This window comes from Nocardia sp. NBC_00416 (assembly GCF_036032445.1).
Taxonomy (GTDB): domain Bacteria; phylum Actinomycetota; class Actinomycetes; order Mycobacteriales; family Mycobacteriaceae; genus Nocardia.
The window spans coordinates 3,727,397-3,746,025 of the sequence record NZ_CP107932.1 but is presented as its reverse complement, the minus strand read 5'-3'; the positions used below and the strand labels follow the sequence as shown (position 1 = coordinate 3,746,025).

18 protein-coding genes are annotated in these 18,629 nt (G+C 68.0%); 11 read left to right on the top strand and 7 right to left on the bottom strand.

Features of this window, described 5'->3' with window-relative positions; genetic code table 11:
* Window positions 1–235: 235 nt before the first annotated feature.
* Both OG804_RS15850 and OG804_RS15845 read right to left on the bottom strand, forming a co-directional pair.
* On the bottom strand, window positions 236–808 hold the full coding sequence (locus OG804_RS15850; protein WP_328387296.1) for a TetR/AcrR family transcriptional regulator: 573 nt from the start codon (window positions 806–808) through the stop codon (window positions 236–238).
* Window positions 808–1,230 (bottom strand): VOC family protein, encoded by a 423-nt coding sequence (locus OG804_RS15845; RefSeq protein WP_328387293.1) that lies wholly within the window; start codon window positions 1,228–1,230, stop codon window positions 808–810. Before OG804_RS15845 ends, OG804_RS15850 begins: the two co-directional genes overlap by 1 nt.
* Window positions 1,231–1,535: 305 nt before the next feature.
* Between OG804_RS15845 and OG804_RS15840 the strand changes: the two genes are divergently transcribed.
* Window positions 1,536–2,225, top strand: a complete 690-nt coding sequence (locus tag OG804_RS15840) for an NPCBM/NEW2 domain-containing protein (protein WP_328387291.1) — start codon at window positions 1,536–1,538, stop codon at window positions 2,223–2,225.
* 245 nt (window positions 2,226–2,470) lie between these two features.
* Here the strand turns inward: OG804_RS15840 and OG804_RS15835 are convergent, their stop codons facing one another.
* Both OG804_RS15835 and OG804_RS15830 read right to left on the bottom strand, forming a co-directional pair.
* A complete protein-coding gene (locus OG804_RS15835; protein ID WP_328387289.1) occupies window positions 2,471–3,043 on the bottom strand; it encodes a TetR/AcrR family transcriptional regulator in 573 nt (190 codons plus the stop codon).
* Between the two features lie 109 nt (window positions 3,044–3,152).
* Window positions 3,153–3,404: a Smr/MutS family protein gene (locus OG804_RS15830; protein ID WP_328387287.1), complete on the bottom strand. Its 252-nt coding sequence runs from the start codon at window positions 3,402–3,404 to the stop codon at window positions 3,153–3,155.
* A gap of 328 nt (window positions 3,405–3,732) precedes the next feature.
* Here OG804_RS15830 and OG804_RS15825 point away from each other — a divergent pair, with 328 nt between their 5' ends.
* The 3 genes from OG804_RS15825 to OG804_RS15815 are packed head-to-tail and all read left to right on the top strand — an operon-like array spanning window position 3,733 to window position 8,009.
* Window positions 3,733–5,322: an N-acyl-D-amino-acid deacylase family protein gene (locus tag OG804_RS15825; protein WP_328387285.1), complete on the top strand. Its 1,590-nt coding sequence runs from the start codon at window positions 3,733–3,735 to the stop codon at window positions 5,320–5,322.
* 1 nt (window position 5,323) lies between these two features.
* Window positions 5,324–6,547, top strand: coding sequence for a YgeY family selenium metabolism-linked hydrolase (locus tag OG804_RS15820; RefSeq protein ID WP_328387283.1), 1,224 nt, complete (start codon window positions 5,324–5,326; stop codon window positions 6,545–6,547).
* A gap of 19 nt (window positions 6,548–6,566) precedes the next feature.
* Complete coding sequence (locus OG804_RS15815) at window positions 6,567–8,009, top strand: sodium:solute symporter family protein (RefSeq protein ID WP_328387281.1); 1,443 nt, start codon at window positions 6,567–6,569, stop codon at window positions 8,007–8,009.
* Between the two features lie 65 nt (window positions 8,010–8,074).
* On the opposite strand, the gene OG804_RS15810 is transcribed toward OG804_RS15815, so the two are convergent.
* Window positions 8,075–8,848, bottom strand: coding sequence for a GntR family transcriptional regulator (locus OG804_RS15810; RefSeq protein ID WP_328387279.1), 774 nt, complete (start codon window positions 8,846–8,848; stop codon window positions 8,075–8,077).
* A 142-nt stretch (window positions 8,849–8,990) separates the two neighbouring features.
* Here OG804_RS15810 and OG804_RS15805 point away from each other — a divergent pair, with 142 nt between their 5' ends.
* The 3 genes from OG804_RS15805 (at window position 8,991) to OG804_RS15795 (ending at window position 12,251) form a co-directional block, all read left to right on the top strand.
* A complete protein-coding gene (locus tag OG804_RS15805; RefSeq protein WP_328387277.1) occupies window positions 8,991–10,112 on the top strand; it encodes a diaminopropionate ammonia-lyase in 1,122 nt (373 codons plus the stop codon).
* Window positions 10,113–10,124: 12 nt separating this feature from the next.
* Complete coding sequence (locus OG804_RS15800) at window positions 10,125–11,396, top strand: hydantoinase/carbamoylase family amidase (RefSeq protein ID WP_328387276.1); 1,272 nt, start codon at window positions 10,125–10,127, stop codon at window positions 11,394–11,396.
* 276 nt (window positions 11,397–11,672) lie between these two features.
* On the top strand, window positions 11,673–12,251 hold the full coding sequence (locus OG804_RS15795; protein WP_328387274.1) for an MspA family porin: 579 nt from the start codon (window positions 11,673–11,675) through the stop codon (window positions 12,249–12,251).
* A 69-nt stretch (window positions 12,252–12,320) separates the two neighbouring features.
* On the opposite strand, the gene OG804_RS15790 is transcribed toward OG804_RS15795, so the two are convergent.
* On the bottom strand, window positions 12,321–12,620 hold the full coding sequence (locus OG804_RS15790; protein ID WP_328387272.1) for a DUF1540 domain-containing protein: 300 nt from the start codon (window positions 12,618–12,620) through the stop codon (window positions 12,321–12,323).
* Between the two features lie 266 nt (window positions 12,621–12,886).
* Between OG804_RS15790 and OG804_RS15785 the strand changes: the two genes are divergently transcribed.
* From OG804_RS15785 to OG804_RS15770, 4 genes are all read left to right on the top strand, one after another.
* The gene (locus OG804_RS15785; protein WP_328387271.1) at window positions 12,887–14,113 is read left to right on the top strand and encodes a cytochrome P450; all 1,227 of its coding nucleotides are present in this window, start codon (window positions 12,887–12,889) and stop codon (window positions 14,111–14,113) included.
* Complete coding sequence (locus tag OG804_RS15780) at window positions 14,110–14,835, top strand: TetR/AcrR family transcriptional regulator (protein WP_328387270.1); 726 nt, start codon at window positions 14,110–14,112, stop codon at window positions 14,833–14,835. The genes OG804_RS15785 and OG804_RS15780 overlap by 4 nt, the downstream gene beginning before the upstream one ends.
* 295 nt (window positions 14,836–15,130) lie before the next feature.
* Window positions 15,131–15,934 (top strand): alpha/beta hydrolase, encoded by an 804-nt coding sequence (locus tag OG804_RS15775; protein ID WP_442941533.1) that lies wholly within the window; start codon window positions 15,131–15,133, stop codon window positions 15,932–15,934.
* Window positions 15,935–16,390: 456 nt separating this feature from the next.
* The gene (locus tag OG804_RS15770) at window positions 16,391–17,590 is read left to right on the top strand and encodes a cytochrome P450 family protein (protein ID WP_328387269.1); all 1,200 of its coding nucleotides are present in this window, start codon (window positions 16,391–16,393) and stop codon (window positions 17,588–17,590) included.
* Window positions 17,591–17,614: 24 nt separating this feature from the next.
* Here the strand turns inward: OG804_RS15770 and OG804_RS15765 are convergent, their stop codons facing one another.
* Window positions 17,615–18,613: an AraC family transcriptional regulator gene (locus OG804_RS15765; protein ID WP_328387268.1), complete on the bottom strand. Its 999-nt coding sequence runs from the start codon at window positions 18,611–18,613 to the stop codon at window positions 17,615–17,617.
* Window positions 18,614–18,629: the final 16 nt, after the last annotated feature.

Below are 18,629 nucleotides of genomic sequence, written 5' to 3'. Positions count from 1 at the left end.
GCCTTTCGGCATCGGAGGTGATACCGCGACGTCCGTTCGGACCGTTTGTCCGCGCCTACACGAGGTGGCGGCGTCGCGGGTCCCGACGCGAAAGGCTGGAATCCGCGACGGAGGTGTACATGGTGCGCTTCTGCGCAGGTACTACAGAGAGATCCTACCGTACCGTTCGATTCGGCCGATCGGTCACAGTTCGCGCGCGCCGCCGTTCCGGGTGTTTCCGGTCCGGTCGACGAGATCAGGGTGCTCGCCGTATCGCGCGCAACACGGTGTCCACCGATTGGTCGGCGAGTTCGTCCGGCAGCGGCAGATGCCCGAACAGCGCCCGGAAGTAGATCGGTGCGGCCACCGCGTCCAGCACGAAATCGATATCGATATCCGGCCGGATCTCGCCGCGTTCGATCGCCGCGCGCAGCGCGTGGGCGGTGGTGTCGCGGCGGGGGCCGAAAACGCTGGACCAGAGTTGTTCACGCAGTGCGGGATCGGCGGCCAGGTCGGCGACCAGCGCGGGCAGCACCCGGCCCAGCGAGGTGTCGCGCACGGCGCCGACCAGGTCCCGCATGGATCGGATCAGATCCTCGCGCAGCTCGCCGGTATCGGGCGTCGGCTCGAGTCCGAGCAGGTCGGCGACGATGTCGACCACGAGATGGCGTTTGGACGGCCAGCGCCGGTATATGGCCGGCCGGTGGATTCCGGCCTCGGCGGCGACCTGTCCGATGGTCAGTCCCGCGTATCCCTTGGCGTCCAGCAGGGCTCGCGCCGCCGCCAGCACCGCGGTGTCGATCCGTTCGTCTCGGGCGCGCCCCGGCATCAGAAGACCGGTCGCGGGACGAGCACGACCTGCCAGCCGTCGGGGTCGGGGAACGCCAGGGCGCCGTGGTCGGCCCAGTACGGGTTCTCCGTCGCCACCGGCTCGGCGCCGAACTCGCCCAGCCGTCGCACGGTTTCGTACATCCGGCTCTCCGATTCGAAATACAGCACGAGCAAATTGTCCTCGCTGGGCGCGTTTCCGGGGCTGCCGGCGGCACGAGTGGTGAATTCGAGGTGGTATTCGGCGCCGGGGAGGCCGAGCATCACACCGTCGTAGCCGGCGTGGTTCTCGAACCGGTACAGCTCACGCAGGCCGAGCCCGTCCCGGTAGAACCGGATCACCTCGTCGAGCCGATCGGTCGGCCGGGCGAACCGGACCTGAGCCACCCGTAACTCATCGGGCCATGTGTTGTCAGTCGCCATAGTTCGTACGATACGGTACGAACTGTATCGTTTCGATCCTGCTGAAACGACGGCGATCCAGCGGCTACCGCTCCCCGTGCGGGCCGTCCGCGATATTGCCCCGATTCGGTCCGGTCCGATGAAACATTAAAGGGCGTCGTATTTTTCGCCCGCACCCCCGGTGGACACGTGCGATTCGAATCATTCGCGCGGCGACGGAACAATCCAGTCGAGCGCTCCAATTCCGTAGCCCCGCTCGGCGTGGTATATCTCTGCTGCGGCGCCCGGCCGGGCTCCGTGGAGTTACGTCGAAGAAGAGTGTGCGCGTGTCCAACCCAACCGATCCCACTCGCGGGCCGATCCCGCGCCCCAATTCGCTGGCGACCAGCGGCGAACCCGGTAAGCGCGCCCGCGGCGCCGAGAGCCGGGTATTGATCGCCTCGGGGGCGGGTATCGCGCTGGCGGTCATCGGTTTGGTCGTCTCCCTCCTTGTCGCGCCGGGGGACGGAGACGCGGAATCCGAAACCGCACAGTCGATTACGACCGCCGAGGGCGCTGCGCCGAGCGCGCCGCCGGCGCCGGCGCAGAGTCCTGCCGCCGTCCCGGTGCCGAAGCAGTATCTGGGTGAGATGACCCCCACCACCGGTGCCGCGTATACCGGGGCGATCACCGTCGGCGGTGTCTCCTACCCGCATTCGATCTATCAGCAGTTCAGTGGTTGCGATACCGAGGTGAGTCATACATACAACCTGAATCGCGAATGGTCCCGGTTCTCGGCGACAATCGGCATCGCCGACGGGGGCAATAGTGAATCGGTGCTCCAGTTCGAGGTGATCGCCGACGACAAATCGATCTATTCCTCCGGAAACGTGCGGGCGGGGGAATCGCCGGCGGTGAATGTCTCGGTGGCGGGTGTGCAGAATCTCACCATCAGTTTCCTGTTCGTGGGCGGGAACATGGAGAGTTGCAGCCAGGCCGGCAATGGAGTGTGGGGGGACGCCGGACTCGCGAAGTAAGGGGCAGGCGTTCCGGGGCTACCGGCGGGAGCGGGATGTGTCCGGGCTCGCCGAGTCCCGGTTTCGTTCGTGGTTTTCAGCGGCGCGATCCGCTGCTGCGGAACACCGCGGCCCGCTCCCCGGCAGGTGATGGTGTGGTGGGGCCGATCCGGCGAGTACTCCGGCGCCGACGACCGGTGACTGCCGGCACCGTGCGGCGCCGCTGTCCGCGCCGGTGCCGCAGGGTATTTCGGGAGGCGCCGGTTTCAGCGGTTGGTGTCGGTGTTGATGTGCTCGAACAGACCCGCATTGATCCGGGTGCGCACCCCTTCGGCCCACGGCTCGTCCAGCTCGCCGACGTCGAGCGCGGCCGCATTGTTCAGCAGCATGCCGAAGGCGAGAAACGATTTCACCGTCACCGGATCGAGGCCGGACGAGTCGGCGACCGTATCCCACATGTGGGCCACGCGCGCCCGCACCAGCTCCCGGACCTCGTGATCGCCGCAGGCGGCGAAGCCCTGCAGGTGCAACAGGAGCGTGGTGCGGTCGGCCAGCAACTCGTAGTACTGCGTCCCCATCAGTTCCAACGCGCCGAGTCCGCAGGCGTTCTCGGCGGCTCGAGCCATGCCGTCGCTGAAGCGGTCGAAGGCCGTGCCGACCAGTTCCAGGAACAGCGCCTTCTTGGTGCCGAACATCCGGAACACATAGGCCTGGGTGATGCCCGCCGCCCGCGCGATCGCCTCTATCGATGCGCCGTGTAGTCCATGATCCGCGAACTCGTCCGCGGCGATCCCCAGCACTTGCGATCGCCGTTGCGACCCGCTCATACGCCCAGCCATGACCATAAGGTTACTGGTTGATAACTGCTAACTTGTATTCCGGCGTCGTGGACGACGACGGCAGGTCCGGCCGACCGGGGCCCGTGCCGCCGAGCGGGGCCCGTCCCGGTCAGAAGTGAACGAGAATCCGGCCCTCGTTGCCCGGATCCGCCTCGACCCGCCGATAGAACTTCTTCAAGCTCGGCTGGGAGAGCTTTGCCAGAACGCGACGCTTCAGGGTTCCGGAGCCCTTGCCCGGAATGATCTCCAAGACGCCGACCTTCTGCGCGGCCGCGCGGAAGACCGCGCTGCGCACGGCATTGTCGATATCACGATCGCTCCGGAAAATCGGGTGCAGATCGACTGTCAGCTTCTCGGTCACCTGAACTCCTGAGATCTGTGCGCGACGATCGGCCTCGTCGTAGGCCGGCGACGGTGATCGTGTGTCCCGCAGCGTAGTCGGCGAATTACCGACACGCGGCCGCCGATTCGTCCCAGCAGGGATAAGCCGGATTCCCCGCGGCGACGCCGTGACGGGCCGCATCTATCGGGCCGGGCGCGGTCGCACGGCTCGGCCGACTGTGCGTGTCGTCCGGATTTCGTCCGCGTTCGGACGTAACCATCATGTTTCTTCCCTGTCCTGTGCTCTTCCCTGCGCCACCGGCCTGTGTTAGAACTCATGTCAGTTGTCATACAAATTTGGAGGCACTGTGGAGGCAGCCCTTCTGATCACCGGGGTCGACGTCGTCGACGAGACCGGTGTCCGGACCGCCGACGTCGCCGTCGACGGAGGTCGTATCGTCGCGGTGGGCCCGCGGCTCCCGGTGGAGTCCGCGGGCGAACGCATCGACGGGTCCGGCAGGCTCCTGCTGCCCGGGTTCGTGGACTTGCACGCACATTCCGCGCTACGCCCGTTCGACGATCCGCTGCTGACGCCGAAGATCGCGCAGGGCTTCACCACCGAACTGATCTGCCCCGACGGTCTGGGACCGGCCCCGGTGACCGATGCGACAGTGGCGAGTCGCCGTCGTTACCTGCAGGGACTGGAGCCCAGCAAAGCCGCGCCGTGGCACTGGCGGACAATGGGCGAGTTCCTGGACGCTCTCGCGGCGACCCGCCCGGCCGCCAATATGGTCGCCTGTGTCCCGCACAGCGCGGTGCGCGAAGCGGTGATGGGAAATGCCGATCGGCGGCCGGACGCGCGGGAGATGGCCGCGATGCGGGATCTGATCGAGGAATCGCTGGCGGCCGGCTGCCGGGCGGTGTCGTTCGGCATGATCTACGCGCCCGGTCTCTACGCCGATACCGCCGAACTCATCGGTATCGCCGAGGCCGCGGCGGCATTCGACGTGCCGCTGGTGCCCCACGTCCGGAACGAGGCGGCCGGGGTGCTCGAATCGATCGGCGAGTTCGTCCGGGTCGCCGAACTGACCGGGGCGCCCCTGCACGTATCGCACGTCAAGCTGGTCGGCGTACCGGAACTGCTGTCCGACCTCATCGACCTGCTCAGTTCGGCGCGGGACCGCATCCGGCTCACCTTCGACCAGTACCCGTACGGCGCCGGCAGCACCCTGCTGAGCGCACTGCTGCCCCCGTACGCGTTCGACGGCGGCCCGGCCGCCACGCTGGAGCGGATCCGCGACACCGCCGAACGCGAGCGAATGGCCCGCGATATGCATCGCGGGCTGCCCGGCTGGGAGAACCTGTTCGGCGCCTGCGGACCGGACAACATCGTGGTCACCCAGGCCGCCGCGCCCCGGGGCGCGGCGGTGAGCAGAACCGTCGCGCGGCTCGCGGAGGAGACCGGGTCCGATCCGGCCTTCGCGGTGCTGGACCTGCTGTCCGACACCGAACTGGATGCCGCCATGATCGACCACTACTCCGCCGAGGAGGTGGTGCGGGAGATCTTCGTCCGGTCCGGCGCGCTGGTCGGCTCCGACGGGGTGTTCAACCCGCATCCGCATCCGCGGCTCTACGGCACCGCGCCCAAAGTCCTCGGCCGGTTCGCGCTCCGGGACCAGCTGATCACCCTGCCCGACGCGGTCACGCGGCTCGCCGCGGGACCGGCCCGGCTGCTGGGACTCGACGATCGGGGAGCCGTCGCGGAGGGTCTGCGGGCCGACCTGGTGCTGATCGATCCCGCGCGGTACCTGGACAGCGCGACCTACGCCGAGCCGCACCGCACACCCGACGGTGTCGACCTGGTGACGGTGGGCGGTGCGGCGGTCTGGCGGGCGGGCGCACACACCGGCGCCCGGCCGGGGACCGTGACCGGCGGCACCGGGGCGGGCGGGATCTGAGATGAGCTCCACTGCGCGGAACCGGGCGCCGAGATCGGCCGATATCGATCGAGAAGCATTGCGGGACTTCCTGTTACGCCTGATCGCCGCGCGCAGTCCCGCCACCGCCGAGGAACCCGCGGCCCGGGTGTTGTGCGACGAACTCACCGCGCTCGGGTTCACCGTCGCCGTCGACGACTGGGGCAATGTGATCGGCACCCGGCGCTTCGGCGCCGGACCGGTCGTCCTGGTGGACTGCCACCTGGACACGGTGGAGGTCACCGATCCGGGCCGGTGGTCGCGCGACCCGTGGGGCGAGGTGGCCGCCGGCGCGGTCTACGGCCGGGGCGCCGTCGATATGAAGAGCGCGCTGGCGGCCGGTGTGTACGGCGCGGCGACCCTGGCGGGCGGTCGGCACGGGACGCTGGTGATCGCGGGCACCGTCTGCGAGGAACTGGTCGAAGGGCCCGCGCTGAGCCGGGTGCTCGAGCAGGTCCGGCCGGATGTGGTGGTCATCGGGGAGCCCTCGGCCAATCGCTTGATGCTGGGCCAGCGCGGCCGGGCGGAGGTGCGGGTCGAGGTGCTCGGCCGGTCGAGTCATTCCGCCTACCCCGAGGCCGGGGTGAACGCCGCCGAGGTGATGGCCGATGTGATGACCGCGGTGCGCGGCCTCGACTTCCCGCGGCACCCGCAACTCGGACCGGCGATGATCGCCCTGACCAATCTGAAATCCGAGCCCTACCCGAACGTCTCCGTGGTGCCCGACCGCTGCACCGCGACCTACGACCGCCGGACCGTCCTCGGTGAATCGGCCGGCGATGTACTGGAACCACTGCGCGCGGTTGCCGAACGGGTGGCCGGCGCCGCCGGCGCCCGGGCCGGTGTCGAACTCGCGCGCAGCGAATTCACCACCTGGACCGGGGTCGAGGTGAGTACCGAGTCCTTCGCCCCGGCCTGGTGCCTGCCGCCGGGTGATCACCGGGCGGCGGCGGTGATCCGGGCCTTCGAAGCGGCCGGTCTGGACGCCCGCCCGGACTACTACCAGTTCTGCACCAACGGGTCGGCCAGTGCGGGCCGGCACGGTATTCCCACCCTCGGGTTCGGACCGGGTGATCCCGGCCGGGCCCACACCACCGACGAATCCATCGACCTCGACGACCTGTACCTGGGCGCGCACGGTTACGCCGTCCTGCTGCGGACCCTGCTCGCCGCGGAATCCGAAAAGTCTGCGTCCGAGCAGATCTGAACACCCTGAAGGATCGACAATGAACGCGACCGTTATCACCATCATGGTGGCCTATATGGCCGTCATGGTCGGGATCGGCCTGTACGCCCGGACCCGGATCAAGGACGGTACCGACTATCACCTCGCCGGGCGCCGCCTCGGCGTGCTCATGATGGCCGGGACCCTGGCCGCCACCGAGATCGGCGGCGGCAGTTCGGTCGGCGTGGCCAGCAAGGCCTACGGCGACTGGGGCCTGTCGGCCGGTTGGTATGTCGTGGCCGCCGGTATCGGCATCCTGCTGGTGTCCTTCGTGGCGCCCGCCATGCGCCGCACCATGGCCGTCACGGTGCCCGAGGTCATCGGGCGCCGGTACGGCGCGGCCGCGCAGACCATGTCGGCGGTCCTGGGCAGTGTCGCGCTGGTGGCGCTGACCGCGGTCCAGATCACCGCGACGGCGACCATCGTGTCGACGCTGGGCGGTGTCAGCCTGGCCTGGTCGATCGTCTTCACCGGAGTGGCGGTGATCTTCTACACCTGGATCGGCGGGATGTGGAGTGTCACGCTCACCGATTTCGTGCAGTTCTTCCTGATCGTCGGCGGTTTCGCGATCGCGGTCCCGTTCGCGCTGCACAACGCGGGCGGCTGGGGCAATGTCGTCGACAACCTTCCGGAGGGTCAGCTCGGCTTCACCAAGATCGGCTGGCCGACGATCATCGGCCTCGTGGTGCTCTACTTCATGACCTTCTCCACCGGTCAGGAAGCGGTGCAGCGGTACTACTCGGCGAAGACCCCGCGGGTCGCCGTACTCGGTTCGCTGCTGTGCGGTTCGCTGATGGCGCTGTACGCGTTCATTCCCGCCGTGCTCGGCCTGATCGCGCTCGCGGTCTATCCCGATATCGACCCCAACAACGCGCTGGCGACGGTATCGGTGGGGCTGCTGCCGTCGCTGATCGCGGGACTGCTGCTGAGCGCGGTCGTTTCGGCGACGCTGTCCAGCGCCAGCGGCAATATGCTCGGCTCCTCGACCATCTTCATCAAGGATCTGCTGCCCAAGCTGGGCCGGGAGGTCACCGCGGACAACGAGGTGCGGTACAGCCGGATCGCGGTGGTGGTGATCGGAATTCTGGCCACGCTCATCTCGCTGTGGAGCCAGGCCATCATTCCGCTGCTGGTCTTCGCCTTCACCATGCGCTCGGCCGGACCCTTCTCCGCGTTCCTCTTCGCCCTGGTGTTGAAGAAGACGAGCCGGGTGGCCGGGGTGGTCTCCATCGTCGTCGGCACCGTCTCCGGGTTCGTCTGGGAACTGAACGACGAACCCTTCCAGGTCGCGTCCATCATCTTCGGCAGTCTGTGCGGACTCGCGTCGTTCCTGGCGATCCACCTGATCGACGCCCGCCGCGGCAGGCTGGTCGGTGACGCCTACGGGCCGGAGGCCGAGAAAGCGTCGACATCCGCCGCCGGCCCGGTGCCCGGGTCGGCCTGATCGGGAGTCCGTCCCGCCGCGCACCGCGGCGGGACGGATCGGCATCGTCGGGGCTCCGGGCCGTGTCAGCTCTCGCGGCGGCGGCGCAGCTGGAACCGGAACACTTCCGGCGACAGCCATGCCTCGCTGCGATCGACGATCGCACCGAGGGCGTCGCGGGTCAGCTCGCTGAGTTGCAGCAGCGGACTGCCGTCCTCGCATCCCAGCCGGTCCCGGATCTCGCCGGTGGCCACCACGGGCGTCAGTGTGCAGTCGGAGTATTCGGCGAGTCCCTCGGCGAGCAGTAGATCCAGGACCGAACCGTCGAACCGTTGTCGCAACGTGTCCGCGGGCAGGATCGATTCCGGGACGTAGTCGACGATCAGGGCGATCTTCCGGTCATCGATGGTCTTGGTCCGGCTCACCAGCGTCACCGAGCCCGGTTCGAATACCGCGGCGAGGGGGTCGTCGTCGCGGTTTATCCGGGTGAATTCCAGGTCGTCGGTGCGGATCTCCTTGCCGGACTGCGCGGCGAAGGTGTCGAAGGAGGAGAGCCGATCGAGACCGGAACTGATCGATTCCGGCCGGGGCAGCACGATCGACCCCGAGCCGCGGACGATCCGGATGTAGCCCTGGTCCTTCAGGCTCTGCAGGGCGGCGCGGATGGTCACCCGGGAGGCGCCGAACAGGCGGGAGAGTTCGCTTTCCGACGGCAGCCGGGCGCCGGCGTCCAGTCGCCCGGACAGGATGAACTCGTTGAGGATCGCGTCCCGGATCTCGGCGTGCAGCTGGCGCCGGGCGCGGATCCGGGAGATATCGCCGCCGATGCCCTCGGAGCCGGCGGGGGCGTTGGTGGCCATCGCGGAAACCCTTTCGCTCACCTGGGAACACATACATGGGACGCGTCCGCAGCCTATCAGGGCTAGTTGGCTTAAGTCACTTGACAGTTGTCATACAAATTTCTAGGCTGAACCCGTTATTCAACGGCCCGGGAGGAACGCAATGTCAGAACCTCGACTGGTACGGAATCCCTTGGTGTCCAAGGAATCCGTGCGCACGCTCGTGGACGGGAGCCGGGACTTCCACCGTTCGATGCCCGCCTACCGGCCCACCCCGCTGGCCGCCCTGCCCGCGGCGGCCGCTCGACTGGGCGTGGGCTCGGTGTTCGCGAAGGACGAATCCAGCCGGATGGGCATGCCGTCGTTCAAGATCCTCGGGGCCTCCTGGGCCTGTTACCGGACCCTGCTCGCTCATCTCGGCCGGCCCGTCGACAGTGCGATATCGCTCGACGAACTGAAAGCCGAACTCGCCGTGGGTCCCGGGCTGCGACTGGTATCGGCCACCGACGGCAATCACGGTCGTGCGGTGGCCCGGATGGCCGCACTGCTCGGTCTGTCGGCCCATATCCTGGTGCCCGAGGACATGGTCCCGGCCCGAATCGACGCCATCACCGGTGAAGGCGCCGAGGTCGAGATCGTGGCCGGCGGATACGACGACGCCATCCGCCGCAGTGCCGAACTGGCCGCGGACGACGCGCTGGTCATCTCCGACACCTCGTGGGAGGGCTACACCGAGCCGCCGTCCTGGGTCATCGACGGCTATTCCACGATGATCACCGAGATCCTGGACGAGATCGCCGCCGGGACCGTGCCCCCGCCCACCGTGGTCGCCGCGCAGATCGGCGTGGGCGCCTTCGCCGCGGCGGTGGCGCGCGGGTTCAGCGGCCGGCCGGCGGTGCGCCTGGTCGGTGTGGAACCCACGGACGCGGACTGTGTGACCGCCAGCGTGGAGGCCGGCGGCATCACCACGATCCCCGGACCGCAGCGATCCATCATGGCCGGGCTCAACTGCGGCACACCGTCGGTCATCGCCTGGCCCGACGTCTCGGCCGGATACGACACCTTCGTCACGGTCACCGACGCCGCTGCCGAGGAGGCGATGCGCCTGATGTACACCGACGGTCTCGTCTCCGGGGAGAGCGGCGCGGCCGGACTCGCCGGAATCACCACCCACGCGGCGGAACTCGGTCTGGGCCCCGACGACCACATCCTGGTGATCTCCACCGAGGGCGCCACCGACGTCGCGAATTTCGACCGCATCACCGGCGCCCGGCTCGCCGGATAACTGGAGGCGTAAATGAGTACCTACGATTCGTCCATCCGGATCGACTCCGGCCGTCTGTGGCGATCACTCGGCGAACTGGGCGAAGTCGGCGCGTATTTCGACGCCGACGCGGATCTGCGGGGCGTGCGCAGGCTGGCCCTCACCGACGCCGATCTGGCCGGGCGCGAACTGGTGGTGGGCTGGATGCGTGCCGCCGGTCTGACCGTGACCACCGACCGGATCGGCAATGTCTACGGACGACGCGCCGGTGTCGACGACACCTCGGCGCCGGTGCTGATCGGATCCCATATCGATACGGTGGCCACCGCGGGCCGATTCGACGGATGCCTCGGGGTCCTCGGCGGCCTCGAGGTCGTTCGCACCCTGAACGACCACGGCGTATCCACCACGCGACCCATCGAATTGGCCATCTTCACCGAAGAAGAGGGGGTCAGGTTCGGTACGGACATGCTCGGCAGCGCCGTGGCGGCGGGCCGGATCGAGCTGGACCGGGCGCGGGAGCGTTCCGATCCCGACGGGGTGACCGTCGGGGCGGAGCTGGACCGGCACGGGCTGGTCGGCGAGGTGGCGGTGCCGATCCGGCCGCCGTTCGCCTATCTCGAATGCCATATCGAGCAGGGGCCGATCCTGGCCGCCGCCGGTACCCGGATCGGAGTGGTGCGCGGCGTGCAGGCCATCACCTGGCTGGAACTGCAGATCAGCGGACGCGCCGCGCATGCGGGCACCACGCCGCAGCGGCTGCGCCGCAACGCCGGACTCGCCGCCGCGCTGATCACTGTCCGACTGAACGAAATGGTCGAATCCGGGGCGTACGGGCAGATGCTCGCGACCGTCGGCCGGCAGGTGAACTATCCGAACCTGATCAATATCGTCCCCGAGCGGACACTGATCACGGTCGACCTGCGCAACCACGACGGTGCGGCCATGCGGCGCGCCGAAGACGACCTCACGGCCTATATCGCCGAAGTCGAAGAGCGAACGGGTGTCACCGTGGCCGCGCGGACCACGGCCCGGACGCCGCCGGTGGTGTTTCCACAAGGCATGCGCGACCTGGTCGAGAAGCACGCCGCGAATCTCGGGATGAGTTCCGACCAGGTGACATCGGGCGCCGGGCACGACGCCGGGGAAATCGCCGCCCTCTGTCCGGCCGGCATGATCTTTGTGCCGGGGCTCTACGACGGCATCAGCCATAATCCCCGTGAATACTCCACACCGGAGGCCTGTGCGGACGGTGTCAACGTCCTGCTGCACGCGGTGACGGAACTGGCCTGCACTGCTCGGTAATTGTGATTGCGGCCGGCGCGGTAGTTCGTAAAGGAAAGTGCCGGACATGTCCGGAAAGAATGGCGCGGCGGGTCGGATGGGATTCCGGCGACGGCGTGAACGGAGCCGGGACGGTGGGTCGCGCAGTCCGCGGAGATTGTCGAGGTTCCCCTTCCGGGGAGGCGAAGCGGTCCCCTCAAACCCTGCCCGGCCTGCGAAGATGCCTGTTCGTTGCGCGGAATCGACACGCCGACAGGCGAGTCCGTACCATCCGGTCGTTCTGTTACTGTTCCGCGCATGAAATCTCCCGCGAAAAGGCTGCTGTCGTATGCGATGGGAGCGAGTTCTTTCTTTCTTTCACTTATTGTCGTGGCGCCGTCCGCGAATGCCGAGATCGTCTATATGGCGCCGCACGAGAAAACATTCCAGTCGGCGGACGGGCCGACTTTCGTTGTGGGGAATACCGGTGAGACGGTGAACAAGGTGCCGCCGCTGAACGCGTCGGGAACGGTGCGCGAGGTCTTTCTCTCGGGTACCGCCTACAGCAGCGTCGACGCGGGAAGCGGCGGTGAACTCCAGGTGGGCTACCACGTCGGCTGTGCGGTCGAACTCACCGGCGGCTCCGGCGGCGCCGGCGTGACAGCCGAATCCCCGGGCTACACCGTCGGGATCGAGCCCGGCGAAGTCATCGATGTTCCGCTGGTGGACAAGGAGATCGTGCCCGGAGTGCCGGGCCGGGTCGTGTACCACGACGTTCATCTCGTCGTCAACGGATGCATCGGTCCGGCGGTGATCCGGCAGTACACCGAGATCCAGATGAAATCGGACGCGGTGGACGAGCGCGGGGTCGTCTACGGGGATCCGCTGTGGATCTGAGCGCCTCGTGTGTGCCGGAGAACGGCCGGTCACCGGCCGCGGGGCTGCGCCGGTGACCGGACCGGTTCGTCAGCTGGGGCGGTAGGTCGTGCAGCGGGCCGAGTGATCGGCGCTGCCCGGAGCGACCCGGATCTCGCCGGCCGTGCATTCGAGGTTGGCGTTGTGCGCGCAATCGGCGCGCTGGCAGGCCCCGACCATGCTGGTGACCGTGTCCAGCCCGCCCTTGGTCGCCAAGGGGATGAACGTCGCGCAGTCCGCGCTGCCGTTCTGGCCGGAGACGTTGATCGCGTACGCGTGGCATCCGTCGTGGTTGTAGGAACAACTGTTGACTGTGCATTCGCTGACGTGCGGCATTTCCATCGTGGTCATGTGCTTCGTCCTCCGGAAGTGTGGGGAGTCGTGCTCATGCGGCTACCACGATAGACCGGTCCGCCGCTGCTGAACACTCGATCGGCGCTGTTGTGCGCCGTGTTCGCGGCGGGGGTCCGCCGTGCTCGATATCGTTTGCCGGTTGTTCGCCAATGGATGCGGCAGGCACCCCCCAGTCAATAAGTGAACGCAATTTACTAAAACGTGTTCACAAATGAAGTGTGGTGTGGTTCACTCCAGGAACTGCGTTTCCGAAGGAGGCATTTGTGTCCGCTCCGTCCCTGTCCCACGACTTCGACTTCACCGACCCCGATCTCCTGGCCAGTCGGCTGCCCATCGAGGAATGGGCCGAACTGCGCCGGACGGCCCCCGTCTGGTGGGTCGACCAGCCCGACGGGGTGAGCGGGTTCGACGACGGCGGCTACTGGGTGGTCAGCAAACTCGAGCACATCAAGGAGATCTCCAAGAACTCCGAGGTCTTCTCGACCAACGCCAACACCGCCGTGATCCGCTTCAACGGCGAGATCACGCGCGACGAGATCGATATCCAGCGCGCCATGCTGGTCAACACCGATCCGCCGGAACACGACAAACTGCGCCGCATCATCTCCCGTGGCTTCACCCCGCGCGCAGTGCAGAGCCTGCGCGACGCGCTGCACGAGCGCGCCGAACGGATCGTGCACGAAGCCAAGAAAACCGGCGGCGGCGACTTCGTCGAACAGGTCGCGTGCGAACTGCCCCTGCAGGCCATCGCCGAACTGCTCGGGGTGCCGCAGGAAGACCGCGGCAAACTCTTCGAGTGGTCCAACCAGATGATGGGCTACGACGACCCCCAGTACGCCGACAGCTACCGAATGGCCAACGCACAGGTGATGGGGTACGCCTGGAACCTCGCCGAGGAACGCCGCGGCTGCCCCGCCGACGACATCATCACCCAGCTGCTCAGCGCCGATGTCGACGGCGAGGCACTGAGTTCGGAAGAATTCGCCTGGTTCGTCATCCTGCTGGCCGTGGCCGGCAACGAAACCACCCGCAATGCCACCACGCACGGGATGAAAGCCTTCATCGACAACCCCGAACAGTGGGAGCTGTACCGGGCCGAGCGTCCGCGCACCGCCCCCGACGAGATCGTCCGCTGGGCCACCCCGGTCATCGCCTTCCAGCGCACCACCCTGCAGGACACCGAAATCGGCGGCCAGGCCATCGCCAAGGGCCAGCGGGTCGGCCTGTTCTACTCCTCGGCCAACTTCGACGAGGACCATTTCACCGACCCGTTCGCGTTCGACGTCACCCGCAACCCGAACCCGCATGTCGGTTTCGGCGGCACCGGCACCCACTACTGCGTCGGCGCGAACCTGGCCCGCCTGCAACTGGACCTGATCTTCAACGCCCTCGCCGACGTGATGCCGAACCTGCGTGAGGTTTCCGAACCCGTTCGGCTACGGTCGGGTTGGTTGAACGGAATCAAGAGCTGGCAGGTCGAATACGAATGACACCACCCGCGCGGCGGGGCCGGATGCCCGCGGTCAGCGACGCGGACATCCGGCGAGTGGCCCGGGTGCTGCTGGTCGGGCGGGGCGCCGAAGCGCTGACCTTGCGCGCCATCGCGCGTGAACTCGGCATCACCGCGCCCGCCCTGTACCGCTACTACCCCTCCCGGGAAGACCTGGTGGCCGCGGTGCGCCGGGATATCTGCGTGCACATGGCCGAAGACCTCGCCGCACAGGTGGCCGAGCTGCCCGAGGACGGCGTGGTCCGGTTGTTCGCCATCTGCCGGGGGTTCCGGCGTTGGGCACTGGACCACCGCAACGAGTTCACCCTGGTGTTCGCCTCGCCGGCGGACGGCGGCGCGGGCGGGCTGCGCCGGTTCGACGAATCGTTCGGCCTGGTCTTCCTGGAAGCCGCCGGTCGGCTGCTCGCGACCTACGATCTGGTGACTCCGCCGACCGATCGGATCCCCGACGCGCTGCGCGAGGATCTGATCGGATTCCAGAACGAACTGCTCGCCGTCCTCGCGGAATCGGGTCAGAAGTTCCCGGCCGAGAAACTCGATCTGGGTGTCGCGTATCTGATGATGACGATGTGGGCGCGGCTCTACGGCCACGTGACCCTGGAAGTGTTCGGGAACTATCCGATGCCGGTGAGCGATCCCGATGCGCTGTTCGACGCGGTGCTCGCCGAGCTGGCGGCCGGGATCGGCGTATCCGCCGGCTGATCACCCGACGGACCGTCGATATCCCGACGACGCGCCTGCGTCCGCGCCCGGTGTGCGGGGCACCGGCCTCCACTGCGAGGACTCGGCGCGGCACCTGCTTCGGGCGAGGTCGTGGGTGGCGTGGTCGGCCGGGTTCCCAGGACCGGGCGAGCCCAGGTGTCCGCGGCCGAGCGAATCTGCGCGTCCCCGTCCGGCGACCGGGTTAGACTGATCGCTCGCATCACCTGTGCGGCGCGGCGATCGCGCCGACCTGCTCGAATTCGTGAGAAACCGATCGAGACCGGACAGGGACCCCATGACAATCATTCGCATTCTGCGCACCACCGCACTGACCGTGTTCATCGCGATCGTCGCGCTGGCGGCGGTCGCGATGCCCGCCTCCGCCGCCCCCCGGCCGACCGTCGTGCTGGTGCACGGCGCGTTCGCCGACTCGACCAGCTGGGACGGCGTCGCCGCGCAGCTGCGCGGACAGGGATACCAGGTAGTGACTCCGGACAATCCGCTGCGCGGTCCCGCCTACGACTCCGCCGCCATCCAGCGCACTCTCGATACCGTCGAGGGGCCCATCGTGCTGGTCGGGCACTCCTACGGCGGTTTCGTGATCAGCAATGTGCACGATCCCGACGTCGTCTCGATGGTCTACGTCGCGGCCTTCGCGCCCGCGCAGGGCGAATTCGCGCAGCTGGCGCTGGATCCGATCCGGTTCCCGGGCAGTCAGCTGCTGCCGCCGGCGCTGCAGGTGAAAATGGTGGAGGACCAGCAGGGCGTGGCGGGCCGCAATCTCGACGCCTACGTGGCCCCCGACTATTTCCACGACGTCTTCGCCCAGGACGTCGACGACGCCACCGCCGCTCAGATGCTCGCCCACCAGAAGTCGATCGCGGTGGTCGCCAACCTCGAGCCCTCCGCCGCGCCGTCGTGGGCGGATACGCCGACCCGGTACCTGGTGTCCGCGCAGGACCGGGTGATCCCGCCGTCGTCGCAGCGATTCATGGCCGCCCGGATGGGTGCGCAGACCAGCGAGCTGGACGCCTCGCACGCCTCCCTGGTCTCCCATTCCGGCGATGTCGCCGCGGCGATCGCCACCGCGGCGGGCTGAACCCGGAATCGGCGATCCCGGCCGGCGGTGGGTCGCCTGCCGGGATCGTCACCGCGTGGTCAGCACAATCCGTCGAGAACGGCAGGGGCCGGCCCCAGTGCCGTCGTCATGCCGATACCGGAGATGACCGCGACGACGCGGACCGCGGCGGGCCCCGAGGGCCGCTACCGGCCGGACCGGGTCACCTGCACGATCGAGAACGCCCGGCCGGCCGCTGCCGGGGGTCGGCCACGATGTGCGGGGTCGGCGAACAAGCGGAATGAACGAGCGACAGTGCTGCCCCGGGTCCTCGGACCCGGGCACTGGGAGGACCGTACTCGGTGGTTGCTCCGGCGGGGAATTACGGTTCGGTGCGCGGAAATATCGGTAACCGGCAGGAACCCACGCACAGATTGTGCGGTGCGGTCCGGCATCCGACACTGGCCCTGATTGCACCGAAATACCCAGGGAGACATCATGTCCGAGTCATTGATCCAGCTTCCCACCCCCGGCGAGTCCATTCTGGCCACGCACGAGCGAATTCAGCGTGCCGGTGAGATCGTCCCCATCGAACTGCCCGGCGGAGTGCCCGCGTTCATCGCGGTCAGCCATCGGGCCGCGAGCGAAGTACTCGACGACAAGGTCTTCGCCAAACACCCCTCGAAATGTCCGGCACTGCACGACGGCCGAATTCCCGCCGACTGGCCGTTGCGGGCGCTGACCGACGCCGAACACATGCTCAACCAGGACGGCGCCGCGCACCGGCGGCTGCGCCAGACGATCAACAAGGCGTTCACACCGGCCCGGATCGCGGCGCTCGAACCGCGGATCCAGCAGGTCGCCGACGAACTCATCGACAGTTTCCCCGATACCGATGAGGTCGATCTGATCTCGAACTACACGACCCCGCTTCCGGTCCGGGTGATCTGCGATCTGTTCGGAGTCCCGGTGGACGAGCAGCCGGCGCTGAAGAACTGGACCCTCACCATCGTCTCGGTCGCCAGTACCGGCGAAGAAACGCAGGCGGCGATGGCCGCGATGGGGGCCTACTTCTTCGAACTGCTCGCCCGTAAGCGGCGCGAACCGGGCGACGACCTCACCTCGGCGCTGCTGGAGGCCAACGAGCAGAACGAGCTCACCGACGAAGAACTGGTCAGCATGCTGTGGCTGGTGATCGTGGCCGGTCACGAGACCACGGTGCACCTGCTCGGCAATGCCGTGATCGCGTTGCGCCAGTATCCCGAACAGCTCGCCCGCGCACAGGCCGAGGATCGCTGGGCCGATGTGGTCGAGGAGGCGCTGCGCTACTGCTCCTCGGTGGTCGGTGCGCTCACGCGTTACCCCCTGCGGGACGTGACCGTCGCGGGGGTCGAGATTCCGGCCGGTTCACCGACGCTCTGGCACGGCGGCGTCGGCCGGGACCCGTTGCGCTACGCCGACGCCGATGTCTTCGACATCGACCACGAGCACCGCGACCAGCTGGCGTTCGGCCGCGGTCCGCACTTCTGCCTGGGCGCGCCGCTGGCCCGGCTGGAGAGCCGTATCGCCCTGTCCACGCTGTTCAGCCGCTATCCCGACCTGGCGCTGGCCGTCCCGCCGGCGGAGGTCGAATACACCGTGCAGATCAGCACGGTAGGGCCGGTCGCACTGCCGGTGCGGCTGAAGCCGGCGCTGTAGCGTCACGCGACAACCGGATGCGGTTCACGCCTGCTCGGTGATCTCGGCGCGCCGGCTTCTCCGGTACTCCCGGGGGGTCAGGCCGAAGCGTTCTTTGAACGCCGCGGAGAACCAGGTGGGTGTGAATCCGCACCGGGTCGCCAGTTCGGCGATGGACAGGGTGGCGCGCGGGTCGTCCAGCAGGGCGCGGGCCGCGCGCAGCGCCTCTTCGCGACGCACATCCCGGAACGTGGTTCCCGACTGGGTCAGTACCGCGCGCAACTGGCGCGGCGACCAGCCGAGCGCATACGCGACGGCGGGCAGCCGCACATCCGCGCGGCCGATGTTCTCCCGCAGATAGCGGCGAATGCTCTCGGCCACCTCGGCGTGGTGGTCGCGCTGGGGCTGTGTCTCGCCGAGGGTCATCATGCACAGCAGTTCGGTGACCCGATCGCAGACCGCATTGAATTCGCGTTCGGACAGCCGGGACTGTTCGGCGTGGACGCCGCGGATCATATCGTTGGCGACCCTGCCCAGGCCGCGGCTCATATCGAGGACGACGTTCATATGCGCGCGGGGGCGTACCCGCTGCTCGAACTCGGTGCGCGGCACCTGGAATGCGTAGGCCGCCGAATCGGGTATATCGAGACGGCACGGTACCTCCAGCCCGGCCACCACGGCCCGGCCGGGCCCGACGGCGGTCACCTCGTCGCGGAAACGCATCGCGTACTCACCGCGGTCGGGCATGACCACCCAGTAGAAGTCGTCGCCGGGGGTGGTGCGGATATGGCTGCGGGTGCGGTGACACCGCCGGATTCCGCGCTGATCCCAGCGCAGCAGGTTGTACACGCTCGATTCCTGACCGGTGAGTCCGGCGGACCAGCCCTCGAACTGACCGAACTCGTGTGCCATCGGCACGAACCCGTCGGCGAGCGCGGAGAAGGACTCGGGCCCGCATTCGTCCACGTTGTACCAGCGCATAGTGACCATCCCCTCGATCAGGATCGGCTGCCCCGTGCTGCCCGCCGAAATGATCAGCGTCATAACAATACTGGGCGCG